The sequence below is a fragment of the Nocardioides sp. genome, from assembly GCF_030655615.1.
GTDB lineage: Bacteria > Actinomycetota > Actinomycetes > Propionibacteriales > Nocardioidaceae > Nocardioides.
The window spans coordinates 1-22895 of record NZ_JAURVJ010000232.1; the positions used below are offsets into that span (position 1 = coordinate 1).

Genomic DNA, 22895 nt, shown 5'->3' on the forward strand with positions numbered 1-22895 from the left:
AGCAGCTCGGGCCCCACCTCTACGACGCCGACATGGACCAGAACGAGCTGGACCAGCGGGTCCGTGGGGTCCTGTCCGACGTCCTCGGGTCGCAGGACCGCCCGCTGAGCACGAGCGACCGGGCCCGGGTCACGCAGGAGATCAGCGACGACATCCTCGGCTACGGGCCGATCGAGCCCTACCTGCGCGACCCCGACGTCTCCGAGGTCATGGTCAACAGCCACTCCTCCATCTACCTGGAGAAGAAGGGCCGCCTGGTCCAGGCCGACACGCAGTTCACCGACGAGGCCCACCTGCGCCGCATCATCGACAAGATCGTGTCGCGGATCGGTCGTCGCGTCGACGAGTCCAGCCCCATGGTCGACGCCCGGCTGCCCGACGGCAGCCGCGTCAACGCGGTCATCCCGCCGCTGGCCATCGACGGCTCCTCGTTGACCATCCGGAAGTTCTCGGCCGACCCGTTGACCGTCGACGACCTGATCACCTACGGCTCCCTCAGCCCGGCGACCGCCGACTTCCTCGAGGCCTGCGTGCGCGGCCGGCTCAACGTGATCGTCTCCGGCGGCACCGGCTCCGGCAAGACCACGACCCTCAACGTGCTGTCGTCGTTCATCCCCGCCGACGAGCGGATCGTCACCATCGAGGACGCGGCCGAGCTCCAGCTCAAGCAGGACCACGTCGTACGCCTCGAGTCCCGTCCGGCCAACATCGAGGGCAAGGGCGCGGTCACGATCCGCGACCTCGTCAAGAACAGCCTGCGGATGCGGCCCGACCGCATCATCGTCGGCGAGGTCCGCGACGCCTCGGCCCTCGACATGCTGCAGGCCATGAACACCGGCCACGACGGCTCGATCTGCACCCTCCACTCCAACAGCCCGCGCGACACGCTCTCGCGCATGGAGACCATGGTGCTGATGGCCGGCATGGACCTGCCGATCCGGGCCATCCGCGAGCAGGTCGCCTCCGCCGTCGACGTCGTGGTCCACCAGACCCGCTTCAAGGACGGCACCCGCCGCATCACCCACATCACCGAGGTCGAGCGGATGGAGGGCGACGTCATCACGATGCAGGACGTCTTCGTCTTCGACACCAAGGCCGGCTTCGACGCCGAGGGCCACTCCCTGGGGCGGATGCGCTCGACCGGCCTGCGGCCCAAGTTCCTGGAGAAGATGGCCGAGGTCAACGTGACCGTCGACCCGCTGATCTTCCACGCGGACCGGATCTAGCCGTCGTGTCCCCCCGCACCCCCCTCCGTCGCGCCCTGGCCGCGGCCGCGGCCACCGTCCCGGTCCTGCTGGTCGTCCTCGGCACGGCCGGCTCCGCGACCGCCGCCGACGGGGCGATCGTCAACGTGGAGCGCACCGGGTCGGGCCTCGTAGTCTCGGTCGACGTCCCGGCCGACGCCGACGTCGACCTCGACGGGGTCAGCGCCTCCGTCAACGGCACGTCCTACGACGCCACCGCGGCGCGCATCGCCGACGGCACGAGCCGGGTGCAGCGCACGACGGTCCTCGCCATCGACACCAGCAACTCGATGGCCGGGCCCCGCTTCGAGGCGGCCAAGCTCGCCGCCACGACCTTCCTCGACAACGTGCCCGCCGACGTCGCCGTCGGCATCGTGTCCTTCGCCTCGGAGGTGCGCACCGACCTCGAGCCCACGACCGACCGCGACGCGGCCCGGGCCGTGGTCGCCGGGCTGGAGCTGAGCCGGCAGACCCTGCTCTACGACGGGGTGCTGCGGGCGGTCGAGCTCACCGGCACCGAGGGCCAGCGGGCGGTGCTCGTGCTGTCCGACGGGGCCGACACCGGGACGACCCCTCTCACCGACGTCACGGCGGCGGTCGAGGGCTCCGACGGCGTGGTCGTCGACGTCGTCGCGCTCGAGCAGTCCGGTGGCGCGCTGGACGCCCTGACCACCATCGCCGGGCAGGCGGGCGAGGTGATCGCCTCCGACAGCGAGGCCCTGGCCGCGACGTTCTCCGCCGAGGCCGACGTGCTCGCCCGTCAGGTCGCGGTCACCGTCGACGTGCCCGCCGACGTCGTCGCCCGACAGATCGACGTCGCCGTCACCCTCCCGGCGCCGCTGGGCGACGTGGTCGCCCGCTCGACCGTGCCACGAGTGGCCGGCCAGGCGTCCGGTGGCCTCGAGGCCATCCCCGAGACGGCCGCTCCGTCCGCTGCCGCGGGCACGCCCGAGTGGTTCATGTACGTCGGCGTCGCAGTCCTGGGGGCCGGGCTCCTGGCCGCGCTGGTCCTGCTCGTGCCGCGCAAGCCGGTGGCGATGAGCGCCGAGGAACGGGTGTCCACCTACACGGCCAGCACGTTCGGCGGCACGGCACCGGTCAAGGACGTGCCCGAGACCGCCATCCGCGACCAGGCCAGCGACGCCATCGCCGGCATGCTCGACCGCAACAAGAGCCTCGACGACCGGATCTCCCAGCGGCTCGAGGCCGCCGGCAGCGAGCTGAAGCCGTCGGAGTGGCTGCTGGTCCACGCCGGGCTCTTCCTCGCGATCTCGGTGGTCGGGCTGCTGCTCGGTCGCGGCAACGTGGTGGCGGGCCTGATCTTCATGGTCCTCGGCGTCGTCGGCCCCTGGGCCTACCTCGGCTTCCGAGGGACGCGGCGGCGCAAGGCGTTCAACGCTGCGCTGCCCGAGACCCTGCAGCTGATGTCCGGCTCGCTGTCGGCCGGTCTGTCCCTCATGCAGTCGGTCGACACCATCGTGCGCGAGGGCACCGACCCGATCGCCTCGGCCTTCCGGCGCGTGCTGGTCGAGACCCGGATCGGTGTCCCCCTCGAGGACGCGCTCGACGGGGTCGCCGACCGCTTCGACAGCCGTGACTTCCGGTGGGTTGTGATGGCCATCAAGATCCAGCGACAGGTGGGCGGCAACCTCGCCGAGCTGCTCAACACCGTCGCCTCGACGATGCGCGAGCGGGAGTACATGCGGCGCCAGGTCGCAGCCCTCGCGGCCGAGGGCAAGCTCTCCGCCTACGTGCTCGGCGGACTCCCCCCGGCCTTCCTCCTCTACCTCCTCGTGGGACAGGGCGACTACGTCCAGGTCCTGTTCACCGACCCCCGCGGCATCATCATGCTCGTCGGAGCAGGACTGTGGCTGAGCGTCGGCGTCTTCTGGATGAGCAAGCTGGTCAAGGTGGAGGTCTGAGATGGTGCTCGTCTTCGTGCTCGGCGTGGTCCTCGTCCTGTTCGCGATCGGACTGGTGTCGATGGCGTTCCGCGACGACGAGACCAAGGTCGGGGTGACCCGGTCCCTCGCGGTGCTCGAGGCGATGACGACCGCGCCGGCCGAGCTCAAGGAGGAGCTGGAGCGACCGTTCGACGAGCGCGTGCTCAAACCCCTCCAGGCACGGCTGCTCGCGATCGGTCGGCGGCTCACCGGCGCCGACACCTCCGACCGTCTGCAGCGCAAGCTCGACTACGCCGGCAACCCGCGCGACTGGACCGCTGACCGGGTCGTGTCCGTCAAGGTGCTCGGCGCGATCGCCCTGCTGATGGTGGGCTTCGCACTCGCGCTCGTCATGGGGGTGAGCGCACCGGTCCTGGTCCTGATGACGGCCGGTGGTCTGGTCCTCGGCTTCTTCCTGCCCGACTTCTACCTCTACCAGACGGCCTACAACCGCTCCGAGCAGCTCGCTCGTGAGCTCCCCGACGCGGTCGACCTGCTCACCATCTCGGTCGAGTCCGGGCTGGGCTTCGACGCGGCGTGCCAGCAGGTCTCGCGCAACACCGAGGGGCCGCTCTCCGAGGAGTTCGCGCGGATGCTCGCCGAGATGCAGATCGGTCAGACGCGGTCGGCGGCGCTGCGCGGGATGTCCGACCGGTGCAACGTCCCCGACGTCAAGACGTTCGTCGGCGCCATGGTGCAGGCCGACGCGTTCGGCATCCCGATCGGCGGGGTCCTTCGCGTCCAGTCGAGCGAGATGCGGGTCAAGCGCCGCCAGCGGGCCGAGACCAAGGCCCAGCAGGTCCCGGTCAAGATCACGGTGCCGCTGATCTTCTGCATCCTCCCGTGCCTCTTCGTGGCCGTGATGGGACCTGCCGCGCTCCAGATCGTCGACAACATCGGTGGTCGTTGACGGATGATCGAGCAGCGGACCCAGCGGATCACCGTCGGGGCCCGGCTATTTGCCCTGGTCGCCCTGAGCGGTCCGATCCTCTGGGACCGCAACGAGACCGCCCTCACCGCCCTGGCGGGTGTCGCGGGCGTCTGGGTCGTCGCGAGCGTGGCCGAGCAGCGGCGCGAGCTCACGGTCAACGTCCCGGTGGTCGAAGCCGCGCTGACGGGCGTGGTGTGCGGGCTGACGTTCGGTGACGGCCAGGCGATCCTGCTCGCTCTCGCGGTGCCACCGTTCCTCGCCGCTGTCGTCCGGGGCCTCCTCGGCACCTTCCTCGCGATCAGTGCCGAGCTCGTCACCGTGGTCGGCCTCGCCCTGCTGATCCAGCACAGCATCACGGCCCAGGAGAGCCTGACCATCTTCACGTGGACCATGGCCGGGCTGGGCCTCGGCATGGTCGGCAGCTTCGTCTACGCCAACCTCGCGACCGACGTCGACGAGCTCGCGCCCTACCTCGACGCCCAACGACTCATCCGGCAGCTGCTCGACCTGTCCGGCAACCTCAGCTCGGGGCTCGACGTCACTGCCCTGGCCGGTGCGCTGGTGAGCGACGTCGGCGACCAGCTCCCCACCGTGGGGATCGCCGTCTACGTGCCGCGCGGCGAGGTGCTGATGCCCCTCGTCTCCCAGAGCGTCGACGTGGAGTCGACGCTCGCCGAGGCCGAGGAGCTCGCGGTCGAGTCCTGGGCACGGTCGGAGCCGATCGTGCACGACCTCGCGTTCGCCTTCCCCGTCGGCGACTCGGTCGTCGTCGCCGGTCTGCTCTCCGAGGCCGCCGACCTCGACGTGATCGAGGTGGAGCGGACGATCCTCCGACTCCCCGCCCAGCTGCGGGCGAAGTCCGTGCAGCTCGACACGGCCATGCTGTTCTCCGACTTCCGCGACTCCGCCTCGGCCGACGTGCGCAAGCGGCTCGCCCGGGAGATGCACGACGGGGTCGCCCAGGACATCGCGTCCCTGGGCTACCTGGTCGACGCCCTGGCTGCGCGACCGGCCGACGACAAGCAGGCCAAGGCGCTCGCCCTGCTGCGCGACCGGATCACCAAGGTCGTCGCCGAGGTACGACAGTCGGTGCTCACGCTGCGCACCAGCATCGGCGAGTCCGAGACGCTGGGGGTGGCCATCGGGGCGGTGGCCCGACACCTCAGCGAGTCCTCCATGATCCCCATCCAGGTGACGCTCGACGAGCACTCCACGCGGCTGCGCCCCGAGGTCGAGGCCGAGCTCTTCCGGATCACCCAGGAGGCGATGAACAACGCGATCAAGCACGCCCAGTGCTCCTCCATCGAGGTCAACTGCCAGGTGCACGCACCCTCGGCCCACATCACCGTCGCCGACGACGGACGCGGCCTCCAGGCGGCTCGCAGCGACTCGCACGGGCTCAAGATCATGCGCGAGCGTGCCCGCCTGGTCGGCGCCGAGCTCACGATCGACGACAACCCCCAGGGCGGCCTGATGGTCGCCGTACGCATTCCTTGAGCACAACCGGGCACGGCACCCGTGCAGCACCCCACGTTGAAGGAGCTTCGACCATGAGCGACCAACCGATCCGCATCCTGCTCATCGACGACCACGAGCTGATCCGCAGCGGTCTCGGCGCGGTCATCGACCTCGAGGACGACATGGACGTCGTCGGCACCGCCGGCTCGGTGACCGAGGGTCTGGCCAAGTACGAGGCCATGTCCCCCGACGTCGTGGTGGCCGACCTGCAGCTGCAGGACGGCACCGGGCTCGACATCGTGCGGACGATCCGCAAGACGAGCAACAAGACCGGCCTGATCGTCCTGACCATGCACTCCGGCGACGACCAGATCTTCGCCGCCATGCAGGCCGGCGCCTCCGGGTTCGTCGGCAAGGACGCGCCGTCCTCCGAGGTCGTCAAGGCGGCCCGTCACGCCTTCGTGTCACCCCGCGCCTTCGTGTGCGCCGGGCTGGTGGGCGCGATGATGCGTCGTGCCTCCGGCGAGTCGACCAACCTGACCGAGCGCGAGCACGACGTCCTCCTCCTCCTCGCCGACGGTCTCGGGGCGTCTGCCATCGGCGAGAAGCTCTACCTCAGCGAGTCGACCGCCAAGTCGCACATCGCCCGCATCTACCAGAAGCTCGGGGCGGCCAACCGCGCCCAGGCCCTGGTCACCGCCATGAGGATCGGCCTCCTGTCGAGCATCCAACCGACCGAGCGGTGACCTCGACGGCAGGCCCGGGGTAGTCACAACGGACTAGCGGGCTCGGTGCGATCTCCTGATGGCCGAGCGCGCGGACCACGGCAGGATTCTTCTCAGTGAGGATCCGTTCCTCGCCCAGGAACACCAGGATCCATCCCCCCACGCTTCACCACACATCAGGAGAAACATCATGCTGAACTACGGCCGCATCCTGCTCAACGCCCGCATCGCCAAGATGGACGAGCGCGGCGCCTCCGCCGTCGAGTACGGCCTCCTCGTCGCCGGCATCGCCGCCGTCATCGTCGCCGTCGTCTTCCTCCTCGGCCAGAACATCACCGACGCCTTCACGACCACCAACAACGAGATCGAGGGCGGCACCCCCTGATCCGGCACCACCGGTCACCCGGCTCGAACCGATGACCACCCCGAGGCCCCACGCTCCCCACGAGCGTGGGGCCTCGGCCGTTGAGCACGTCGCTCTCGTCGGCACCCCGTCCCGACCGTGGTCGTCCTCGTCCGCAGGCCGCCCCACGCTGCCGAACAGCTCGAACCCGGACCGGTCGTCCAGACGGCCGGACGGACTAGTCCGAAGTGACTAGGCGCTCTCGTACGTTCACCTGATGGGTGGCAGCGACCGCCCCGGGGAGGATGGACGCGAAGGCGGCTCGAGCTCGCACCGGCCCTCGGGTCCGTTCCTCCGACTATCTTGGGAGCCCGACATGTTGACCTACGGCCGCATCCTGCTCGACGCCCGCCTCGCCAAGCTGGACGAGCGCGGCGCCTCCGCCGTCGAGTACGGGCTCCTCATCGCCGGCATCGCGGCCTTCATCGTCGCCGTCGTCTTCCTCCTCGGCGGGACGGTCCAGGACGCCTTCCAGGGCACCAACGACAGCATCGAGGACGGCGGCAACTGAGCCTCACCCCTCCCCCAGGTCGGACCGTCGCGACCCCGCACCCGTCACGGGTGCGGGGTCGCTGCGTCCGAGCACCGAGGTCGCTACCCGGCCTCACGCTCCCGGGAGCGCCGCCAACCGGGCCCGCCAGGCCCGGACCAGGTCGGCCTCGGACCAGTCGAAGTCACGCCTGAGCGCCTCGTCGACCGGCGTACCGGCACTGACCGCGGTGTAGAAGTCCTCCAGCCGGGCCGCGTCGCCCCGGTCCGCCAGTGTGACGCTGATCAGCCACGACGACTCGTAGACGGCGCCCAGGTGCGGCCCGCGGGTGTCGAAGTCCGCGGCCGTCGGCAGGGCCTGCGGCAGCCCGTCGTCGCGGACCTGCTGCGCGACCTGGCCTGCGGTCCGGGTGAGCGGCAGCGTGGTCTCCCGCAGGGCGACGTAGTCGGCGAAGCCCTCGGTCAGCCAGGTCGGTCCCTCGCTCGACGGCGCGTCGGTGGCGACGTGGGTCGCCTCGTGGGCCAGCACGACCTCACGGCCGGCACGGCCGAGACCGGAGAAGACGTCGGGGTTGACGAAGACGTGGACCGGCGCGCCGGGCACGACCGTGCCGGCCGCCCCCGTCACCGCGGCGATCTGGCCGTAGTAGCCGGGCTCGACCCCCAACGCCGCCTCGAGGGCCGCCCCGTCGGCGGGCACCTCGACCACCAGCCGCGGCCTCCACGACGTGACCACGCTCGAGACGGTCGGCACGGCGGCCCGGGCGAGCCGGACGTAGGCCGCCAGGTCGGTCCCCGACGCCGCCACGACGAGGAGGTCGGACGAGCGGTCGACCTGCACCGGTCCGGTCATCCACACCGGGGTGCGCAGGGTCCCGCCGCCGATGCCGGCGATGGCCACGCCGTCGTCGGTCCCGCGGAACCGCACCGACACCTCGGTCGCGTTCGGCTCCGGGTCGAACCCGGCGTAGGCCCACGTCGCGTCGACGACCGCCGCCCACGTGCCGTCGGCGGCGAGCCCGCCGTCGTCGTCGATGTAGCGCAGCGTGACGTCCGTCAGCCGGGCCGCCACCGCCGTGTCGACCAGGTCGCCGAGGCGCGCGGCCGTCGTCGTGTCCTCGGGCGCGGCGAGCTCCGTGGCGGCGGTGCGCTCGCCTCCGGTGAGGGCCGAGACGAGGCGCTGGAGGGCCTCGGCGGCCCCGGCCGGGTCGATGCCGGCGGGAGTCTCGGTGGGGACGGGGGCGACGTAGGGCTCGTCCTCGTCGTCCCCGGGGGCGACGAGGACCCAGGTGAGGACGCCGACGAGGACCAGCACCAACAGCGAAGGACCGACCACCCACCATCGGGGTCGGCCGGTCCTCGCGTGGTGGACTCCGGTCAGTGTGGGTACCGTCAGCCGGGACGTACGGCGCCGACGTACGGCATCGAGTAGAGCTCGGCGACGCGGACCCCGCTGCTGGGGTTGGCGGCGTGGACGATCATGCCGTTGCCGATGTACATGCCGACGTGGCTGATCGGGCTGTAGTAGAAGACCAGGTCGCCGGGCTGCAGCGCGGAGGCCGCGACGTGCGTGCCCGAGCTGTACTGGGCGCTCGACGAGTGGGGGAGCGAGACCCCGGCCTGGGCCCAGGCCATCATCGTGAGGCCGGAGCAGTCGAAGGCGCTCGGGCCGGCCGCGCCGTAGACGTAGGCGTCACCGACCTGGGCCATCGCATAGCTGACCGCCGCGCCCGCGCGGCCGGAGGCCGGGACGTCGGAGGGGACCCGGGTGGTGCCGTCGCGCGACAGGATCTCGCGCCGCTCCTTCTCCTTGAGACGACCGAGGAGGTCCTTGGCGTCGGCGAGCTTGTCGTCGATGGTCGCCTTCTCGTCGGCGAGCTCGGCCTCGAGGTCGGCGACCTGGCCGATCCGCTTCTCGGTGGCGTCGCGGCGGATGCTCAGCGCCTCGAGACCGGTCTCGTAGTCGTCGAACAGGCCCTGCTGGAGCTGGTTGTAGGTCGACATCGTCGAGACGTCGTCGAGGAACGCGCCGGGGTCGCCCGCGGTCACGACCTGGCTGACGACGCCGAGGTCGCCGCTGCCGTACTGGCGCAGGATGGCTCGACGCGCGTCGCGGCGGATCGCGTCGAGCGAGGTCTCGGCACGCGACTCGTCGGACTTGACGGCGCCGAGGTCCTCGGTGAGCTCGTCGAGCTCGATCTTGGCGTCGTTGTAGCGCTCCGACGCCTGCTCGGCCTCGTGGAAGAGCCGGTCGACGCGGGCCTGGACGTCCTTGATCTCGGGTTCGGCCTGGGCCGGCGAGCTGGAGACGAGCCCGAGGCTCGCGACGAGCGCGATTCCCGAGACCGCGGAGGCGATGCGCATCCGGGGGCTGATCACAGCGGCGGTGGTTCCTTTGCGGTGTCGTACGCCTACCAGGTGAGCTGACGGATTCGGGCACGACCTGCCCTACGCCCGCTCCTCGCCCCCCGCGGTGGTGCTGCGGTGGCGCCTCGCGGGAGATTCACCCCAGAAGAGTTGGTTCCCCGGCTCCCCCACCGCAAGCGGTGGCGGACTCAGCGCGGCGCTCGTGTGGGCCCTGGTGGACCCAGCTCCACGAACACCTGAGCGGCCACCGTAGTGGGCGACCTCAGAGTGCGCCAAACTTCAACGACTTTGGCGGCGTGGCCTGCACCACAGGTCACACGGGCCTCATCCGCAGCAGCCGTCATGGTGCGGTCAGGCCGACTCCACCTCCGGTCCGGTGACCGGCCGGACCAGCCGGAGCGGCGGCACCAGCCCGCTGTCGGCCAGGACGTCGAGCGCACGGCGCTCCTCGTCGTCGATGGTCAGGGGGGCCAGCTCGGGGGGCGGCCCGAGCAGCACCGTCACCACGCAGTCGTGGCACGCGAGACCGCGCACCACGCAGGTGTCGCAGTCGATGTGTGTCGTCATGTCCCAGAGGCTGACAGCGACCACCGACAGTCCCGGATCAGTCCTGGATCAGTCCTGGGTCGCCGACGTCGCCGGACGGCTCCCGCGGCGGGTCGCCCGGGTCGCTCCCGAGTGTCGTCCCCGGAAGTGTCGGCGGTCGCGCCTACCGTCCGAGGCATGACCACCACGGCCGACCCGCGGCCCCACCACGAGACGCAGTGGGAGGCGCAACGCAGCTTCGACGAGCTCGGCCGCCCCCTGCACGCGGTGACCTTCTGCGTGGTCGACCTCGAGACCACCGGTGGCTCGGCCCAGGCGGGCTCGATGATCACCGAGGTCGGCGCGGTCAAGGTCCGCGGCGGCGAGGTGCTCGGCGAGTTCCAGACCCTGGTCAACCCGCGCACCGACATCCCGGCCTTCATCGCCGTCCTCACCGGCATCAGCAACTCGATGGTGGCCGACGCCCCGCCCATCGAGTCGGTGCTGCCGGCGTTCCTCGAGTTCGCCGCGGGCTGTGTGCTCGTGGCCCACAACGCGCCGTTCGACGTGGGCTTCCTGCGCCACTTCGCCGAGCAGCAGGAGCGCCCCTGGCCGGCGTTCGAGGTCGTCGACACCGCCGTCCTGGCGCGCCGGGTGATCACCCGCGACGACGCCCCCAACTGCAAGCTGTCCTCGCTCGCCCGGGTCTTCCGGTCCGCCACGACCCCCAACCACCGCGCCCTGTCCGACGCCCGCGCCACCGTCGACGTCCTCCACGGGTTGATGGAACGCATCGGCGCCCAGGGCGTGTCGACCCTCGAGGAGCTGCAGACCTTCTCCTCCCGCGTCACCGCGGCCCAGCGCAAGAAGCGTCACCTCGCCGACGGCCTCCCCCACTCCCCCGGGGTCTACCTCTTCCGCGACGAGGCCGACCGGGTCCTCTACGTCGGGACCTCCCGCGACCTCCGCAAGCGCGTGCGGTCCTACTTCACCGCGTCCGAGACCCGGTCGCGGATGGGCGAGATGGTGCGGCTGGCGGCCCGGGTCACCGCGATCGAGTGCGCGACCCCGCTCGAGGCCGAGGTGCGCGAGCTGCGCCTCATCGCCCAGCACAAGCCGTCCTACAACCGGCGCTCGAAGTTCCCGGAGAAGACGACCTTCGTCAAGCTCACCCGCGAGCCGTGGCCGCGCCTGTCGCTGGTCGCCCGGGTGCTCGACGACGACGCCGACTACCTCGGCCCTTTCTCCTCGCGCCAGAGCGCCGAGAAGTGCCTCGCCGCACTCCACGACACCTTCCCCGTGCGTCAGTGCTCCGACCGCTTCGGCAAGAGGCCCTCGCGCACCGCCTGCGTGCTGGCCGAGATGGGTCGGTGTCTGTCACCGTGCGACGGCAGCGTCGACGAGCACACCTACGCCGCGGTCGTCCGCCAGCTGCGCGAGACCCTGCTCCGCCGTCCCGACGACGTGGTCGAGATGGTCAACGCCCGGATGGCCACGCTCGCCGCCGACGAGCGCTTCGAGGAGGCCGGCGTCCACCGCGACCGCCTGGCGTCGTTCGTCCGTGCCGCCGCGCGCACCCAGCGGCTCACCTCCCTCACCCACTGCCCCGAGGTCGTGGCGACCCGACGCGAGGACGACGGCCGGTGGGCCGTCCACGTCGTCCGCTACGGCCGCCTCGCCGCCGCGGGCGTGATCCCCTCCGGCGCCGACGCCCACTCCTACGTCGCGGCCCTGCGCGCCACCGCCGAGACCGTCCCGCCGCCGGTCGGCACCCCGGGACCGACCCCTGCCGCGACCGCCGAGGAGACCGAGCGGGTGCTCCGCTGGCTCGAGGCCCCCGACCTGCGGCTCGTCGACATCGACGGCGAGTGGACCTGCCCGGTCGCCGGCGCCACCCGCCAGCTGGCCCGCCACGCCCGCGTGAGCGAGCCGGCGGCCTTCGCCTCCCACTAACGTGGCCCCATGATCACCGCCATCGTGTTCGTGAAGGCCGCGGTCGACGCGATCCCCGAGGTCGCCGAGGCGATCGCCGCGATCGACGGCGTCACCGAGGTCTACTCCGTGACCGGCCAGATCGATCTCATCGCCATGGTCCGGGTGCGCCACCACGACGACATCGCCGCCGTGGTCGCCGACCGGCTCAACAAGGTCGACGGCGTCCGCGAGACCGAGACCCACATCGCGTTCCGGGCCTACTCGCGCCACGACCTCGAGTCGGCGTTCTCGCTCGGCCTCGACTGACCGCGCGGGCGCCTCCCCACGCCTCCGAGCTCACCGTCGACCGGCGCCGCCCCGCGTCGTGAGGGCCGCGGGAGGCGGCCTCAGGCCTTCACCTTCGCGGAGACCACCGACCGGGCCAGGGTGGTGTAGCCGGCCTTGGTGCCGGTGACGACCAGCGTGACCCGCTTGCCCTTTGCCGACCGCGGCAGCGTCAGCGTGGACCGGCGCCCGGCGGCGCCGGCGACCAGGCGGCTACCGATCTTCCAGCGGTAGGTGAAGGTCACCGGCGTGGGCTTCCAGTAGCCGGTGGAGGCCCGGACCGTCGAGCCGACCTTCGGCGTACCGGAGATCTGCACGGTGCCTGCGGTGAGCCTGCCGCGCGCCACGACCGCGGTCGGCTCGCTCAACGTGGTCTTGGGGTCGAAGCCGCTCTTGGTGGCGGTGACCGCCAGGGTGATCCGCTGGCCCACCACCGCGGGCGTGACCCGGTAGTTGCGGCTGGCCCCGCTCTGGACCAGGGTCTGGCCGGCGTACCAGGCGTAGGTCAGCCGGGCGTAGGACGGCACCCAGTCCGCCGCGCCGGGGCCACCCGTCAGCAGCTCGCCCATCGCCGCCGTACCGGTGATGGTCACCGGGGCTCCGGTCATCGTCTGCCCCGCGGGCGTCACCGGCTGCGAGGCCCGCGGCACGAGGGGGTAGCCCGTCTTGACGCCGGACACGTCGACGGTGACGGGGACGCCGACGTCGGCGTCCTTGAGGGTGTAGCTGGCCGACGTGGCCCCCGGGATCACGGCACCGTCGCGCTTCCACTGATAGCTGTAGGAGCCGGGCTCGGGAGCCCAGGCACCCGTGACGACCGTGAGCGTCTCGCCGTTGCGCGGCGTGCCATCGTCGACGATCTGGGGCGACGGGGTGCTGGTCCAGCTCTGGAGCTCGATCGGGCCGTACGCCGGGCTGTCCCACGACCGGTCCTGGAAGGACGCGCGCTGGGCCGTCGCCCGGACGGTCAGCACCTTGCCGGCCAGGCTCTCGGGGATGACGAGCGTCTGCGCGTTGGCGCCGGACACGGGGCTTCCGACGCCCGTCCCGCCGGGGTTCTTGGCGTACCACTGCCACTCGTAGGTGTCCTGGCGCGGCACCGTCGAGCCGATCTGCGCGGTGAGGGTGTCACCGACGGCGGCCGACCCGTCCGCGGGCCCGCTGATCACCGGCCCTCCCCCCTCGACGAAGGTGCCGTTGTCGATGGGCAGGGTGACGTACCAGGCGTCGGCGGTGGACGTAGCCGGGAAGGTCTCGACGCGGCGCCCGTCGACCACCCCCGTCACGAGGACGATGAGGACCTTGCCCCGGTCGACGGAGGTCGGCACGTAGGTCTGGCGGTCGGCGTTGGGGATCGCCGTCCACGCCGCCATGTTGCCGGAGTTTTTGTTGGGCGTGGTCGTCCGGTACCACCGGAAGCGGAGCTCGACCGGCACCCCGGACGGCGAGCGCCAGCCGTTGGCCGGGGCGTCGTAGCGCTCGATCGTCTCGGTGGTCGGCACCGGGTCGTAGACCAGCGCGTTGCCGACCCCCCGGATGCCGCGGATGATGCCGCAGCACGAGTTGGGGATGTCGCGGTTCTCCGGCTCGGGCTCGACCCCGGTGCCGTTGTCGCAGCTCGGGGCGAGCCGGACGTCGTCGACGAAGGCGACCGAGTCGAGGTCGCCGTTGGTCGCGTCCTCGACCTTGATCGTCACGACCTCGTCGCCGCCGGCGAGATCGAGCGGGATCCGGGCCGTGTCGCGGGAGGTGACGTTGTTGAGACCGGTGACCGGGGCGAGCCGCGGCTCCTCCGCCGTCCCCGGCTCGGGGTCGAGCGGGTCGCCCGGCTTGTGCCAGTAGCCCAGCGCGTAGACCTGGTAGAGCTTGGGCTCGGCCTGCCACGTGCTCTGACTGAAGTAGCCGCGCCCGGCGTTGACGGCGTAGTCGCGGCCGTCGTTGACGATGCTGAGCCGGTCGCCCGCGGTGCCCTCGGAGTAGCCCAGCGCCTCCTCGGTGCCCAGCGCGAAGTCCACGAGGAGGCACCCGGTGTTGGCGGTGCCAGCGGCGACGGTCAGGGTCAGGCTCGACGCGTCGGGCGCACCGTCGTTGCCGACGTCGGTGCTCAGCTGCGAGGTGGGGACGCCCTCGAAGACCTTGGTCGCGTCGCCGCTCGAGAGCATGACGTAGCTGCTCCCCCTCGACGGGAAGTCGTTGAACGCGACCGCCGGGTCGAGCGCGGTGTCCGCGACCGCGCGGCTGAGCGGGCTCCCGGTGAAGCCCGCGACGGTCACTCCGGCCGGCAGGTCGAGCGCCGTCGTCGCCTGCGGCGACGTGACGTCCGCGCTCGCGGGGGCGGCCAGGGGCACGCTCGCCAGGAGGGACCCGCTGACTGCCAGCACGAGCCCCGACAACGCGACACGCTTGAACGACACGACTGCTCCCATGTGGTGGACCGACCGACGCCGAGATCCGCGCACGTGCGCGTCAGCGAGCCGACCCGAGCACCCTAGGTTCGACACCCCCTGCCGCAGTACGGTCGACCAGCCTCGAGCCGTAGTCAGTTGTGACTAGTGCCGGTCGGGTCGCGTCCGGTCGGGTCGCGTCCGGTCGTGTCGGGTCCGGTGGTGTCGCAGCGCACGTCGCCGTCGAATCAGTCAGGCCGAATCAGTCAGGGGGAGTGACGGTCGTTACAGTCCCGGGATGAGCTGGTTGGATCTCGTGGGGTGGGGAGGCAGCGCCCTGCTCGTGTTCTCGCTGCTGCAGGCCCGGGTACTGCGCTTCCGGGCGCTCAACCTGGTCGCCTGCCTGGTGCTGATCGTCTTCAACGCCCTCATCGAGGTCTGGCCGATGTTCGCGATGAACATCGTGCTGGCGGCGATCAACGTGTGGTTCCTGGTCGGCCTGCTGCGCGACCGGCACGACGAGGCCGCCTTCGAGGTGATCGAGGTCGGTCGCGACGACGCCTACCTGCAGCACCTCCTCGACGTCCACGGCGACGACATCCGGCGCTACCAGCCGGGCTGGACCTGGGCACCGGCCGCGGAGCGCGACCACGCCTTCGTCGTCGTGCACGGCAACGAGACGGTGGGCGTCGTGCTGATCGACGCCGACCACGACGTCGCCCGGGTCAAGCTCGACTACGTGACGCCGCGCTACCGCGACTTCACGCCGGGCGAGTTCGTCTGGCGCGGCAGCGACGTCCTCAAGAAGCTCGGTTTCCGCCACGTGATGACCCCTCCCGAGATGGTCGGCGCCTACTACGACCGTGTCGGCTTCCGCCGCAACGGCCGGGAGTTCGTGCTCGACCTCTGACCCGGCCGGTCAGTCAGGTCAGCCAGGTCAGCCCGGTCAGCCGGCTGCGGCCGCGACCCAGCGCCCGAGCGTGGCCTGCGCCGCCCCGGAGTCGATGGCCTCGGCGGCCCGCACGATCCCTGCGGCCAGCGCGTCGGTCATGTCCGACCCGTCGGCGGCGTGGACGGCCAGCGCGGCGCCGGCGTTGAGCACGACGGCGTCGCGTACCGGGCCGGTCTCGCCCGCCAGCAGCCGGCGTACGACGTCGGCGTTGTGGGCCGCGTCGCCCCCGACGAGGTCGGCGGTCGTCGCCGGTGCGAGGCCGAACGCTCCCGGGTCGACGGTGAAGGGGCCGCTGACCGCTCCCCCGGTGGCGACGTAGACGGTCGAGGTGGTCGTCGTGGTGAGCTCGTCGAGGCCGTCGTCGCCGCGGAACACCCACGCGTCGGAACCGCGCTCGGCGAAGACGCCGGCCATGACGGGCACCATCCGCGGGTCGGCGCAGCCGATGGCCTGCGCCGCGGGCCGCACCGGGTTGGCCAGCGGGCCGAGGAAGTTGAACGTCGTGCCGATGCCGAGCTCGCGCCGCGGGACCGCGGTGTGGCGCATCGCCGGGTTGAAGGCGGCGGCGAAGCAGAACGTGATCCCGGCCTCGACCGCGACGGCCGCGACCCGGTCGGGCGGGAGGTCGAGGCGGATGCCGAGGGCCTCGAGGACGTCGGCGCTGCCCGCCAGCGACGAGGCCGACCGGTTGCCGTGCTTGACGACGGTGACCCCGGCCCCGGCGGCGACGATCGCGGCCATCGTGGAGATGTTGACCGAGTTGGAGCGGTCGGCCCCGGTCCCGACGACGTCGAGGAGGCGACCCTCGACCGCGATCGGCGTACGGCGGGCGAACATCGCGTCGGCGAGGCCGGTCACCTCGGCGACCGTCTCACCCTTGGCGCGCAGCGCGACGGCGAACCCGGCGATCTGGGCGGGCGTCGCCTCGCCGGCGAGGATCTCGCCCATCGCCCACGAGGCCTGGGCGGCCGAGAGGTCCGTGCGCGCGACGAGCGCGGACAGCACCTCGGGCCAGGTCACGACGCCGCCGCCGAGCTCGCGACCGGCGACTCGAGCCCCGTGGTCACTGCTGCGCGGGGACGCGCGACCGCAGCAGCCCGACGACCGACTCGGCGAGCTGGATCGGGTCGAGCGGGTGCGGCACGGCGGCGTCGGCGCGCGACCACGTCGCGAGCCACGCGTCCTGCGGCCGGCCGGTCAGGACCAGGATCGGCGGGCAGTGGTAGATCTCGTCCTTGAGCTGCTTGGCGATGCCCATCCCACCGGCGGGCACGGCCTCCCCGTCGAGGATCGCCAGGGCGATGTGGCCGGCGTCCATGTTCTGGATGACGACCGGCTCGGTGGCCACCTCGACGTACTCCACCTCGGGCAGGTCGGGGTGCGGGCGCCGTCCGAGCGCCAGGATCACCTGCTGGCGGACGGAGGAGTCGTCGCTGAAGACGAGCACCTTGAGGCGGGGTGCGGGGGCCGAGGAGGAAGCGGCGTCGGTCACGGCGCTCATGCTAGTGCTGCGGTGTCGGCCAGGTCACTCGCGGGCGGCGGGCTGCTCCTGCGCCTCCCGATCTGTGTCGCGGGGCGCCTGCGCGTCGCGGGCAGCGCGGGCCTCGCGCGCCTCCTGCAGGTCGAGGCGCCGGTCCTCGCGCCTGGCCTCGGCCATCGACTGCCGCACCCACTGCGCGAAGAGCACGACGAAGAAGGACAGCCCGATCAGGTCGCCGGACGCCCACAGGATGCCGCCGGCGAGGTTCTGGTCGGTGAACGGGTCGGGCAGCCACGCTCCCATCGGCCCCGCGTGGAGCCGGGGGTACCAGTCGCCGCCGAGCAGCGTCGTCTGACCCATGATCGTGATGCCGAGGAAGGCGTGGAACGGCAGCGTCCCGACGGTGAGTGCCACACGGAACGGATAGCTGACGCGGCCGGGCACCGGGTCGACGCCCATCAGCGGCCAGAAGAAGAGTGCGCCGACCACCAGGAGGTGCAGGTGCATGGCCTCGTGGACCCAGACGTGCTCGAGCGAGGCGCGGTACCAGCCGGAGAAGTAGAGCGCCCACGGCGACAGGACGTAGAGCCCGAAGGTCAGCGGCGGGAACGACAGCACCTTGGCGAGCCGCGAGTGGAGCAGGGCGAGCAGCCAGCGACGCGGGCTGGACGGCAGGGTGCGCAGGGCGAGCGTGACCGGGGCCCCGAGCGCGAGGAACAACGGAGCCACCATCGACAGCACCATGTGCTGGACCATGTGGACGCTCACGAGCGTCGTGTCGTACGCCGCCAGGCCCGACGACGTGGCGACGTAGAACGCACCCAGCCCGACGCCCAGGAAGGCGACGGTGCGACCCACCGGCCAGTGGTCGCCACGGCGGTGCAGGCGGGTCACGCCGAGCAGGTAGAGACCGCCCGCCCAGGCCGTCACGACGAGCGGGACGGGGGCCAGCGACCACTGGCTGAAGAAGGCTCCAGGGGTCAGTCGAGGGAGCACCTCGGAGGCGCTCAGGACGACCATCGACGCAGTGGCTGACACGTCTCCGAGAGTACGGGCACGCCTCACCCGGGGGGTGTGGTGGCACCGGCGACCGGCCGCGCCATAATGAGTGCGTGGCGACGACTGCAACCATCCCCGCTTCCCGGCTTCACGGGCACCACGACCGCCCGTCGATGGTCGCTGTCGGCACCATCATCTGGCTCTCGAGCGAGCTGATGTTCTTCGCGGCGCTGTTCGCGTCGTACTTCACGATCCGCTCGGTCAGCCCCGAGCTGTGGTCCGAGAACACCGAGGCCCTCAACGTCCCGTTCGCGGCCGCCAACACCACGATCCTGGTGCTGTCGTCCCTGACCTGCCAGCTGGGCGTCTTCGCCGCCGAGCGCGGCCAGGTCGGGCGCAGCGGCGGCCTGCTCGACTTCCGCAAGTGGGGCCTGCGTGAGTGGTTCATCCTCACCTACCTCATGGGGTCGGTGTTCATCGGTGGCCAGGCGCTCGAGTACGCCGAGCTGATCCACGAGGGCATCACGATCCCCGACTCGGCCTACGGGACGATGTTCTACCTGACGACCGGCTTCCACGGGATCCACGTGACCGGCGGACTGATCGCCTTCCTCTTCGTGCTGGGCCGCACCTACCTCGCACGCAAGTTCACCCACGAGCAAGCCGTCAGCGCGATCGTCGTGTCCTACTACTGGCACTTCGTCGACGTCGTGTGGATCGGGCTCTTCGCCACGATCTACCTCATCAAGTAGCGCACGACCTGACCCCCAGCCTGACTGACGAGACGACCTAGGGACCTAAAGACAGTGCGACTCCTCACCCGCTCCGCCGGCCGGCTCTCACGTCACCGCCGCAAGCCGCTCGCCGGCCTGGCGGTGCTGCTCATGGCTCTGCTGATCACCGGCGGCGCCTACTCGATGTTCTCCCCCGGGGCGCAGGCCGAGCCCACCAGCACCACCGACGAGGACATCCAGGCCGGGCGCGAGCTCTTCCTGGTCGGCTGCTCCACCTGCCACGGCGCCAACGGCGAGGGCATCCCCACCGTCGGTGGCACCCAGTACGGCCCGTCGCTCATCGACGTCGGCGCCGCCTCGGTCGACTTCCAGGTCGGCACCGGCCGGATGCCGCTCGCCCAGCCCGGCCAGCAGGCCATCCGCAAGCCCGTTATCTACGACGACGACGAGATCCGCCAGCTGGCGGCCTACGTCGACAGCCTCGGCACCGGTCCCTCCATCCCCGACGAGTCGGCCTACACGCTGCCCGGCGACCTCACCGAGGAGGAGCGCGACGACGCCATCAGCCGCGGCGGCCAGATCTTCCTCACCAACTGCACGGCCTGCCACAACTTCGACGGCTCCGGCGGCGCGATGCCGCGCGGCGGCTTCGCACCGACCCTGCGCGGCGTCGAGTCGCGCTACATCTACGAGGCGCTGCTCACCGGCCCACAGGCCATGCCGACCTTCTCCGACGGCAACCTGACACCCGACGAGAAGCGCGACGTCATCGCCTACCTCAAGAAGACCGAGGAGACGCCGGGCTACGGCGGCTCCGGGCTCGGCAACCTCGGCCCCGTCAGCGAGGGCCTGTTCGCCTGGCTCGTCGGCATCGGCGGTCTCGTCGGGTTCGCGATCTGGATCGCCGCCCACACGACCCGGTCCTCCAAGACCAAGCCGTCCACCTCCAAGGCTCCGGTCAACCTGCCCTCCGGAGCGCCCGCGACCCCTGAGAGCGGAGCAAGCGCGTGACCGACCTCGCCAAGCACGACGACGCCGCCGACGAGCACGGCAGCCACCTGCCGGCCGTCCCCGACGAGCCCATCGCCAACCCGGGCCTGCCGGCCCACACCTGGCGCCCCACCGACCTCGACGAAGGTGCCGCCAAGCGGGCCGAGCGCCAGGTCTCACTGCTGTTCACCCTGTCCGCCGTCTGCACCGTCCTCTTCGTCGTCTCCTACTTCGTCTTCAACGTGGGCGACAACTGGGAGACCGTCGGCGGACTCGGCGCCTCGACCGTGGCGCTCGGGGTCTTCCTGGGCCTGGCGCTGATGCTCATCGGCGTCGGCATCATCCAGTGGGCGCGCAAGCTCATGGCCGACGTCGAGATCGTCGAGATGCGTCACCCGGCGCGGTCCTCCGACGAGGACCGCCAGGCCAGCGTCGACGCCCTCAACCTGGGCCTCGAGGAGTCGGGGCTCGCCAAGCGCCCGATGATCCGCCGCTCGCTGTTCCTGTCGGTCGGCGTGCTCCTCGCGCCCGTCGTCGTGCTCCTTCGTGACCTCGGCCCCACGCCGGGCCAGGTCGCCAACGCCGAGGAGGGCACCGGCCTCGAGCACACCTTCTGGGGCACCGGCACCAACATCCGCGTCGTCCGCGACGTCGTCGGCACCCCGATCCGCCCGAGCGACCTCGAGATCGGCGACCTCGTCAACGGCGTCCCCGACGGCATCTTCGACCTCGAGGGCGTCGAGCTCCAGGTCGCCAAGGCCAAGGCCGCGGTGATCATGGTCAAGATGGAGCCCGACGAGATCAAGCCCGGCAAGGGCCGTGAGGACTGGAGCCTCGACGGGATCATCTGCTACTCCAAGATCTGCAGCCACGTCGGCTGCCCGATCTCCCTCTACGAACGCACCACCCACCACGTCCTGTGCCCGTGCCACCAGTCGACCTTCGACCTGGCGGACTCGGCCAAGGTGGTCTTCGGACCAGCCGGACGGCCGCTCCCCCAGCTGCCGCTCGCGATCGATGACGACGGCTACCTCGTCGCCCAGAGTGACTTCACCGAACCGGTTGGACCCAGTTACTGGAGCCGTGAGAAATGAGCATCGACACCAGCAAGGTCGCCGACAGCAACTCGACGACCGCCGCCACTCCCAAGAAGCCCAGCAAGGCCGGCGCCGTCGCCACCTGGGCCGACGACCGCCTCGGCCTCGGCGGGGCCATGAAGAAGAACCTGCGCAAGGTCTTCCCCGACCACTGGTCCTTCATGCTCGGCGAGATCGCGCTGTGGAGCTTCGTCGTCCTGCTCCTCAGCGGCGTCTTCCTGACGCTCTGGTACGTCCCGAGCATGGGCGAGGTCGAGTACCAGGGCTCCTACGACCCGCTGCGCGGCGTCGAGATGTCCGAGGCCTACGCCTCCACCCTCAAGCTGTCGTTCGACGTGCGCGGCGGCCTGCTGATGCGCCAGATGCACCACTGGGCGGCCATGATCTTCGTCGCCTCGATGATGGTCCACCTGCTCCGTGTCTGGTTCACCGGCGCGTTCCGCAAGCCGCGCGAGCTCAACTGGGTCATCGGCAGCGTGCTGCTGCTCCTGGGCACGCTCGAGGGCTTCACCGGCTACTCCCTCCCCGACGACCTGCTCTCCGGCACCGGCATCCGGGCCGCGGACGGCTTCATGAAGGCCACCCCGGTCGTGGGCTCCTACATGTCGTTCTTCCTGTTCGGCGGCGAGTTCCCGGGTGAGTCGATCATCCCGCGCCTCTACACCGTCCACGTGCTGCTCATCCCCGGCCTGCTGCTGGGCCTGATCGCGGCCCACATGCTGCTGCTCGTCTACCACAAGCACACGCAGTGGCCCGGACCCGGACGCACCGAGGAGAACGTCGTCGGCTACCCGATGCTCCCGGTGTACGCCGCCAAGGCCGGCGGGTTCTTCTTCATCGTCTTCGGTGTCGCCGCGTTCATGGGCGGACTGCTGTCGATCAACCCGGTCTGGAAGTTCGGGCCCTACGACCCGACCAAGGTCACCGCTGGATCGCAGCCCGACTGGTACATGGGCTGGCCCGACGGACTGCTGCGGATCATGCCCGGCTGGGAATCGGTGATCTTCGGCTACACGATCTCGTGGAACGTCATGATCCCGATCCTCGTGGCGCCGCTGGCGATGTGGGCCCTGCTCACCGCGCTGCCGTTCATCGACGCTTGGATCAGCGGCGACAAGCGCGACCACCACCTGCTGCAGCGCCCGCGCGACGCTCCGACGCGCACCGCGATCATGGTCTCGCTGATGACCTTCTACGGCCTCGCCTGGGCTGCGGGCGGCAACGACATCATCGCGATCAAGCTGCACCTGTCGATCAACCAGATCACCTACTTCATGCGGGCCGCCGTCTTCGTCGGCCCCGCGATCGCCTTCATCATCACGAGGCGCTGGTGCATCTCCCTGCAGCGGCACGACCAGCAGAAGCTGCTGCACGGCTACGAGACCGGCATCATCATGCGGTCCCCCGAGGGTGGCTACAGCGAGCGCCACCTGCCGATCAGCGAGTCCGAGGCCTACCGCCTCACGGCCCGTGACCGTGACGAGGTCTTCGTCGCCAACGGCCAGGTCGACGAGAACGGTGTCGCGGCTCCCGGCGGCCGACTGGACGGCGTACGCGCCAAGCTGTCGACGCTCATGTACGCCGACAACATCCAAAAGCCGACCAAGGCCGAGCTCGAGGAGGCGCACCACCACGCCGAGCACGAGCACGCCCTCACGGCCGCCCTCGACGGCCGCGCCGCCGACGGCCACCAGTTCGACGGCCACCACGGCGTCGACGGAGACAACCTCCGCGGCGACCACTAGCCCGACCCGCTCCACCAGCACCACCCCAGCCCGACCCGTCTCCCCCACCAGGGAGGCGGGTCGGTCTGCATTTCGCTGACCCGTCAGTAATCTACGACGGGTCGACCCAACGACACGCTGACCCGTCAGCAATCAACGACGGTTCGACCCAACGACACGCTGACCCGACA

General features: G+C 71.1%; 21 protein-coding genes and 1 riboswitch. Of the genes, 14 read left to right on the forward strand and 7 right to left on the reverse strand.

The window, feature by feature from the left end; all coding sequences use genetic code 11:
• The 7 genes from Q7T52_RS20285 to Q7T52_RS20315 form a co-directional block, all read left to right on the forward strand.
• Window positions 1–1226: CpaF family protein (locus Q7T52_RS20285; RefSeq protein ID WP_304805368.1), on the forward strand; the 1226-nt coding region annotated here is incomplete at its 5' end.
• A 5-nt stretch (window positions 1227–1231) separates the two neighbouring features.
• Entirely contained in the window at window positions 1232–3166 is a 1935-nt protein-coding gene (locus Q7T52_RS20290; protein ID WP_304805369.1) for a type II secretion system F family protein, read from the forward strand.
• Between the two features lies 1 nt (window position 3167).
• A complete protein-coding gene (locus Q7T52_RS20295; RefSeq protein ID WP_304805370.1) occupies window positions 3168–4097 on the forward strand; it encodes a type II secretion system F family protein in 930 nt (309 codons plus the stop codon).
• 3 nt (window positions 4098–4100) lie between these two features.
• On the forward strand, window positions 4101–5615 hold the full coding sequence (locus Q7T52_RS20300; protein ID WP_304805371.1) for a histidine kinase: 1515 nt from the start codon (window positions 4101–4103) through the stop codon (window positions 5613–5615).
• Between the two features lie 53 nt (window positions 5616–5668).
• Window positions 5669–6322 (forward strand): response regulator transcription factor, encoded by a 654-nt coding sequence (locus Q7T52_RS20305; RefSeq protein WP_304805372.1) that lies wholly within the window; start codon window positions 5669–5671, stop codon window positions 6320–6322.
• A gap of 169 nt (window positions 6323–6491) precedes the next feature.
• Window positions 6492–6686, forward strand: coding sequence for a Flp family type IVb pilin (locus Q7T52_RS20310; RefSeq protein ID WP_304805373.1), 195 nt, complete (start codon window positions 6492–6494; stop codon window positions 6684–6686).
• Window positions 6687–7020: 334 nt separating this feature from the next.
• Window positions 7021–7215 (forward strand): Flp family type IVb pilin, encoded by a 195-nt coding sequence (locus tag Q7T52_RS20315; RefSeq protein WP_304805374.1) that lies wholly within the window; start codon window positions 7021–7023, stop codon window positions 7213–7215.
• 93 nt (window positions 7216–7308) lie between these two features.
• On the opposite strand, the gene Q7T52_RS20320 is transcribed toward Q7T52_RS20315, so the two are convergent.
• The 3 genes from Q7T52_RS20320 to Q7T52_RS20330 form a co-directional block, all read right to left on the reverse strand.
• The gene (locus Q7T52_RS20320; protein ID WP_304805375.1) at window positions 7309–8508 is read right to left on the reverse strand and encodes a hypothetical protein; all 1200 of its coding nucleotides are present in this window, start codon (window positions 8506–8508) and stop codon (window positions 7309–7311) included.
• A 77-nt stretch (window positions 8509–8585) separates the two neighbouring features.
• Window positions 8586–9557 carry an NlpC/P60 family protein gene (locus tag Q7T52_RS20325; protein ID WP_304805376.1) on the reverse strand — a complete coding sequence of 324 codons (972 nt, stop codon included), beginning with the start codon at window positions 9555–9557 and terminating at the stop codon, window positions 8586–8588.
• A gap of 29 nt (window positions 9558–9586) precedes the next feature.
• Window positions 9587–9752, reverse strand: a riboswitch (cyclic di-AMP (ydaO/yuaA leader).
• A 159-nt stretch (window positions 9753–9911) separates the two neighbouring features.
• The gene (locus tag Q7T52_RS20330; protein WP_304805377.1) at window positions 9912–10127 is read right to left on the reverse strand and encodes a hypothetical protein; all 216 of its coding nucleotides are present in this window, start codon (window positions 10125–10127) and stop codon (window positions 9912–9914) included.
• Window positions 10128–10283: 156 nt separating this feature from the next.
• On the opposite strand from Q7T52_RS20330, the gene Q7T52_RS20335 reads away from it, so the two are divergent.
• Window positions 10284–12038 carry a DEDD exonuclease domain-containing protein gene (locus Q7T52_RS20335; RefSeq protein WP_304805378.1) on the forward strand — a complete coding sequence of 585 codons (1755 nt, stop codon included), beginning with the start codon at window positions 10284–10286 and terminating at the stop codon, window positions 12036–12038.
• Window positions 12039–12047: 9 nt separating this feature from the next.
• Window positions 12048–12326, forward strand: a complete 279-nt coding sequence (locus Q7T52_RS20340; protein WP_304805379.1) for an Lrp/AsnC family transcriptional regulator — start codon at window positions 12048–12050, stop codon at window positions 12324–12326.
• An 80-nt stretch (window positions 12327–12406) separates the two neighbouring features.
• On the opposite strand, the gene Q7T52_RS20345 is transcribed toward Q7T52_RS20340, so the two are convergent.
• On the reverse strand, window positions 12407–14758 hold the full coding sequence (locus Q7T52_RS20345; RefSeq protein ID WP_304805380.1) for a hypothetical protein: 2352 nt from the start codon (window positions 14756–14758) through the stop codon (window positions 12407–12409).
• A 268-nt stretch (window positions 14759–15026) separates the two neighbouring features.
• Between Q7T52_RS20345 and Q7T52_RS20350 the strand changes: the two genes are divergently transcribed.
• A complete protein-coding gene (locus Q7T52_RS20350) occupies window positions 15027–15638 on the forward strand; it encodes a hypothetical protein (RefSeq protein ID WP_304805381.1) in 612 nt (203 codons plus the stop codon).
• Between the two features lie 36 nt (window positions 15639–15674).
• Here the strand turns inward: Q7T52_RS20350 and trpD are convergent, their stop codons facing one another.
• From trpD to Q7T52_RS20365, 3 genes are read right to left on the reverse strand one after another with little or no spacing between them, the layout of a single operon-like run.
• The gene (gene trpD / locus Q7T52_RS20355) at window positions 15675–16700 is read right to left on the reverse strand and encodes an anthranilate phosphoribosyltransferase (protein WP_304805382.1); all 1026 of its coding nucleotides are present in this window, start codon (window positions 16698–16700) and stop codon (window positions 15675–15677) included.
• Window positions 16701–16743: 43 nt separating this feature from the next.
• Window positions 16744–17181 (reverse strand): hypothetical protein, encoded by a 438-nt coding sequence (locus Q7T52_RS20360; RefSeq protein ID WP_370692354.1) that lies wholly within the window; start codon window positions 17179–17181, stop codon window positions 16744–16746.
• A gap of 24 nt (window positions 17182–17205) precedes the next feature.
• Window positions 17206–18198, reverse strand: coding sequence for a cytochrome c oxidase assembly protein (locus tag Q7T52_RS20365; RefSeq protein ID WP_304805384.1), 993 nt, complete (start codon window positions 18196–18198; stop codon window positions 17206–17208).
• A gap of 92 nt (window positions 18199–18290) precedes the next feature.
• Between Q7T52_RS20365 and Q7T52_RS20370 the strand changes: the two genes are divergently transcribed.
• The 4 genes from Q7T52_RS20370 to Q7T52_RS20385 are packed head-to-tail and all read left to right on the forward strand — an operon-like array spanning window position 18291 to window position 22725.
• Complete coding sequence (locus Q7T52_RS20370; RefSeq protein WP_304805387.1) at window positions 18291–18911, forward strand: heme-copper oxidase subunit III; 621 nt, start codon at window positions 18291–18293, stop codon at window positions 18909–18911.
• Window positions 18912–18965: 54 nt separating this feature from the next.
• A complete protein-coding gene (locus Q7T52_RS20375; protein WP_304805385.1) occupies window positions 18966–19904 on the forward strand; it encodes a c-type cytochrome in 939 nt (312 codons plus the stop codon).
• A gap of 47 nt (window positions 19905–19951) precedes the next feature.
• A complete protein-coding gene (locus tag Q7T52_RS20380; protein WP_304805388.1) occupies window positions 19952–20977 on the forward strand; it encodes a ubiquinol-cytochrome c reductase iron-sulfur subunit in 1026 nt (341 codons plus the stop codon).
• A complete protein-coding gene (locus Q7T52_RS20385; protein WP_304805386.1) occupies window positions 20974–22725 on the forward strand; it encodes a ubiquinol-cytochrome c reductase cytochrome b subunit in 1752 nt (583 codons plus the stop codon). The genes Q7T52_RS20380 and Q7T52_RS20385 overlap by 4 nt, the downstream gene beginning before the upstream one ends.
• Window positions 22726–22895: the final 170 nt, after the last annotated feature.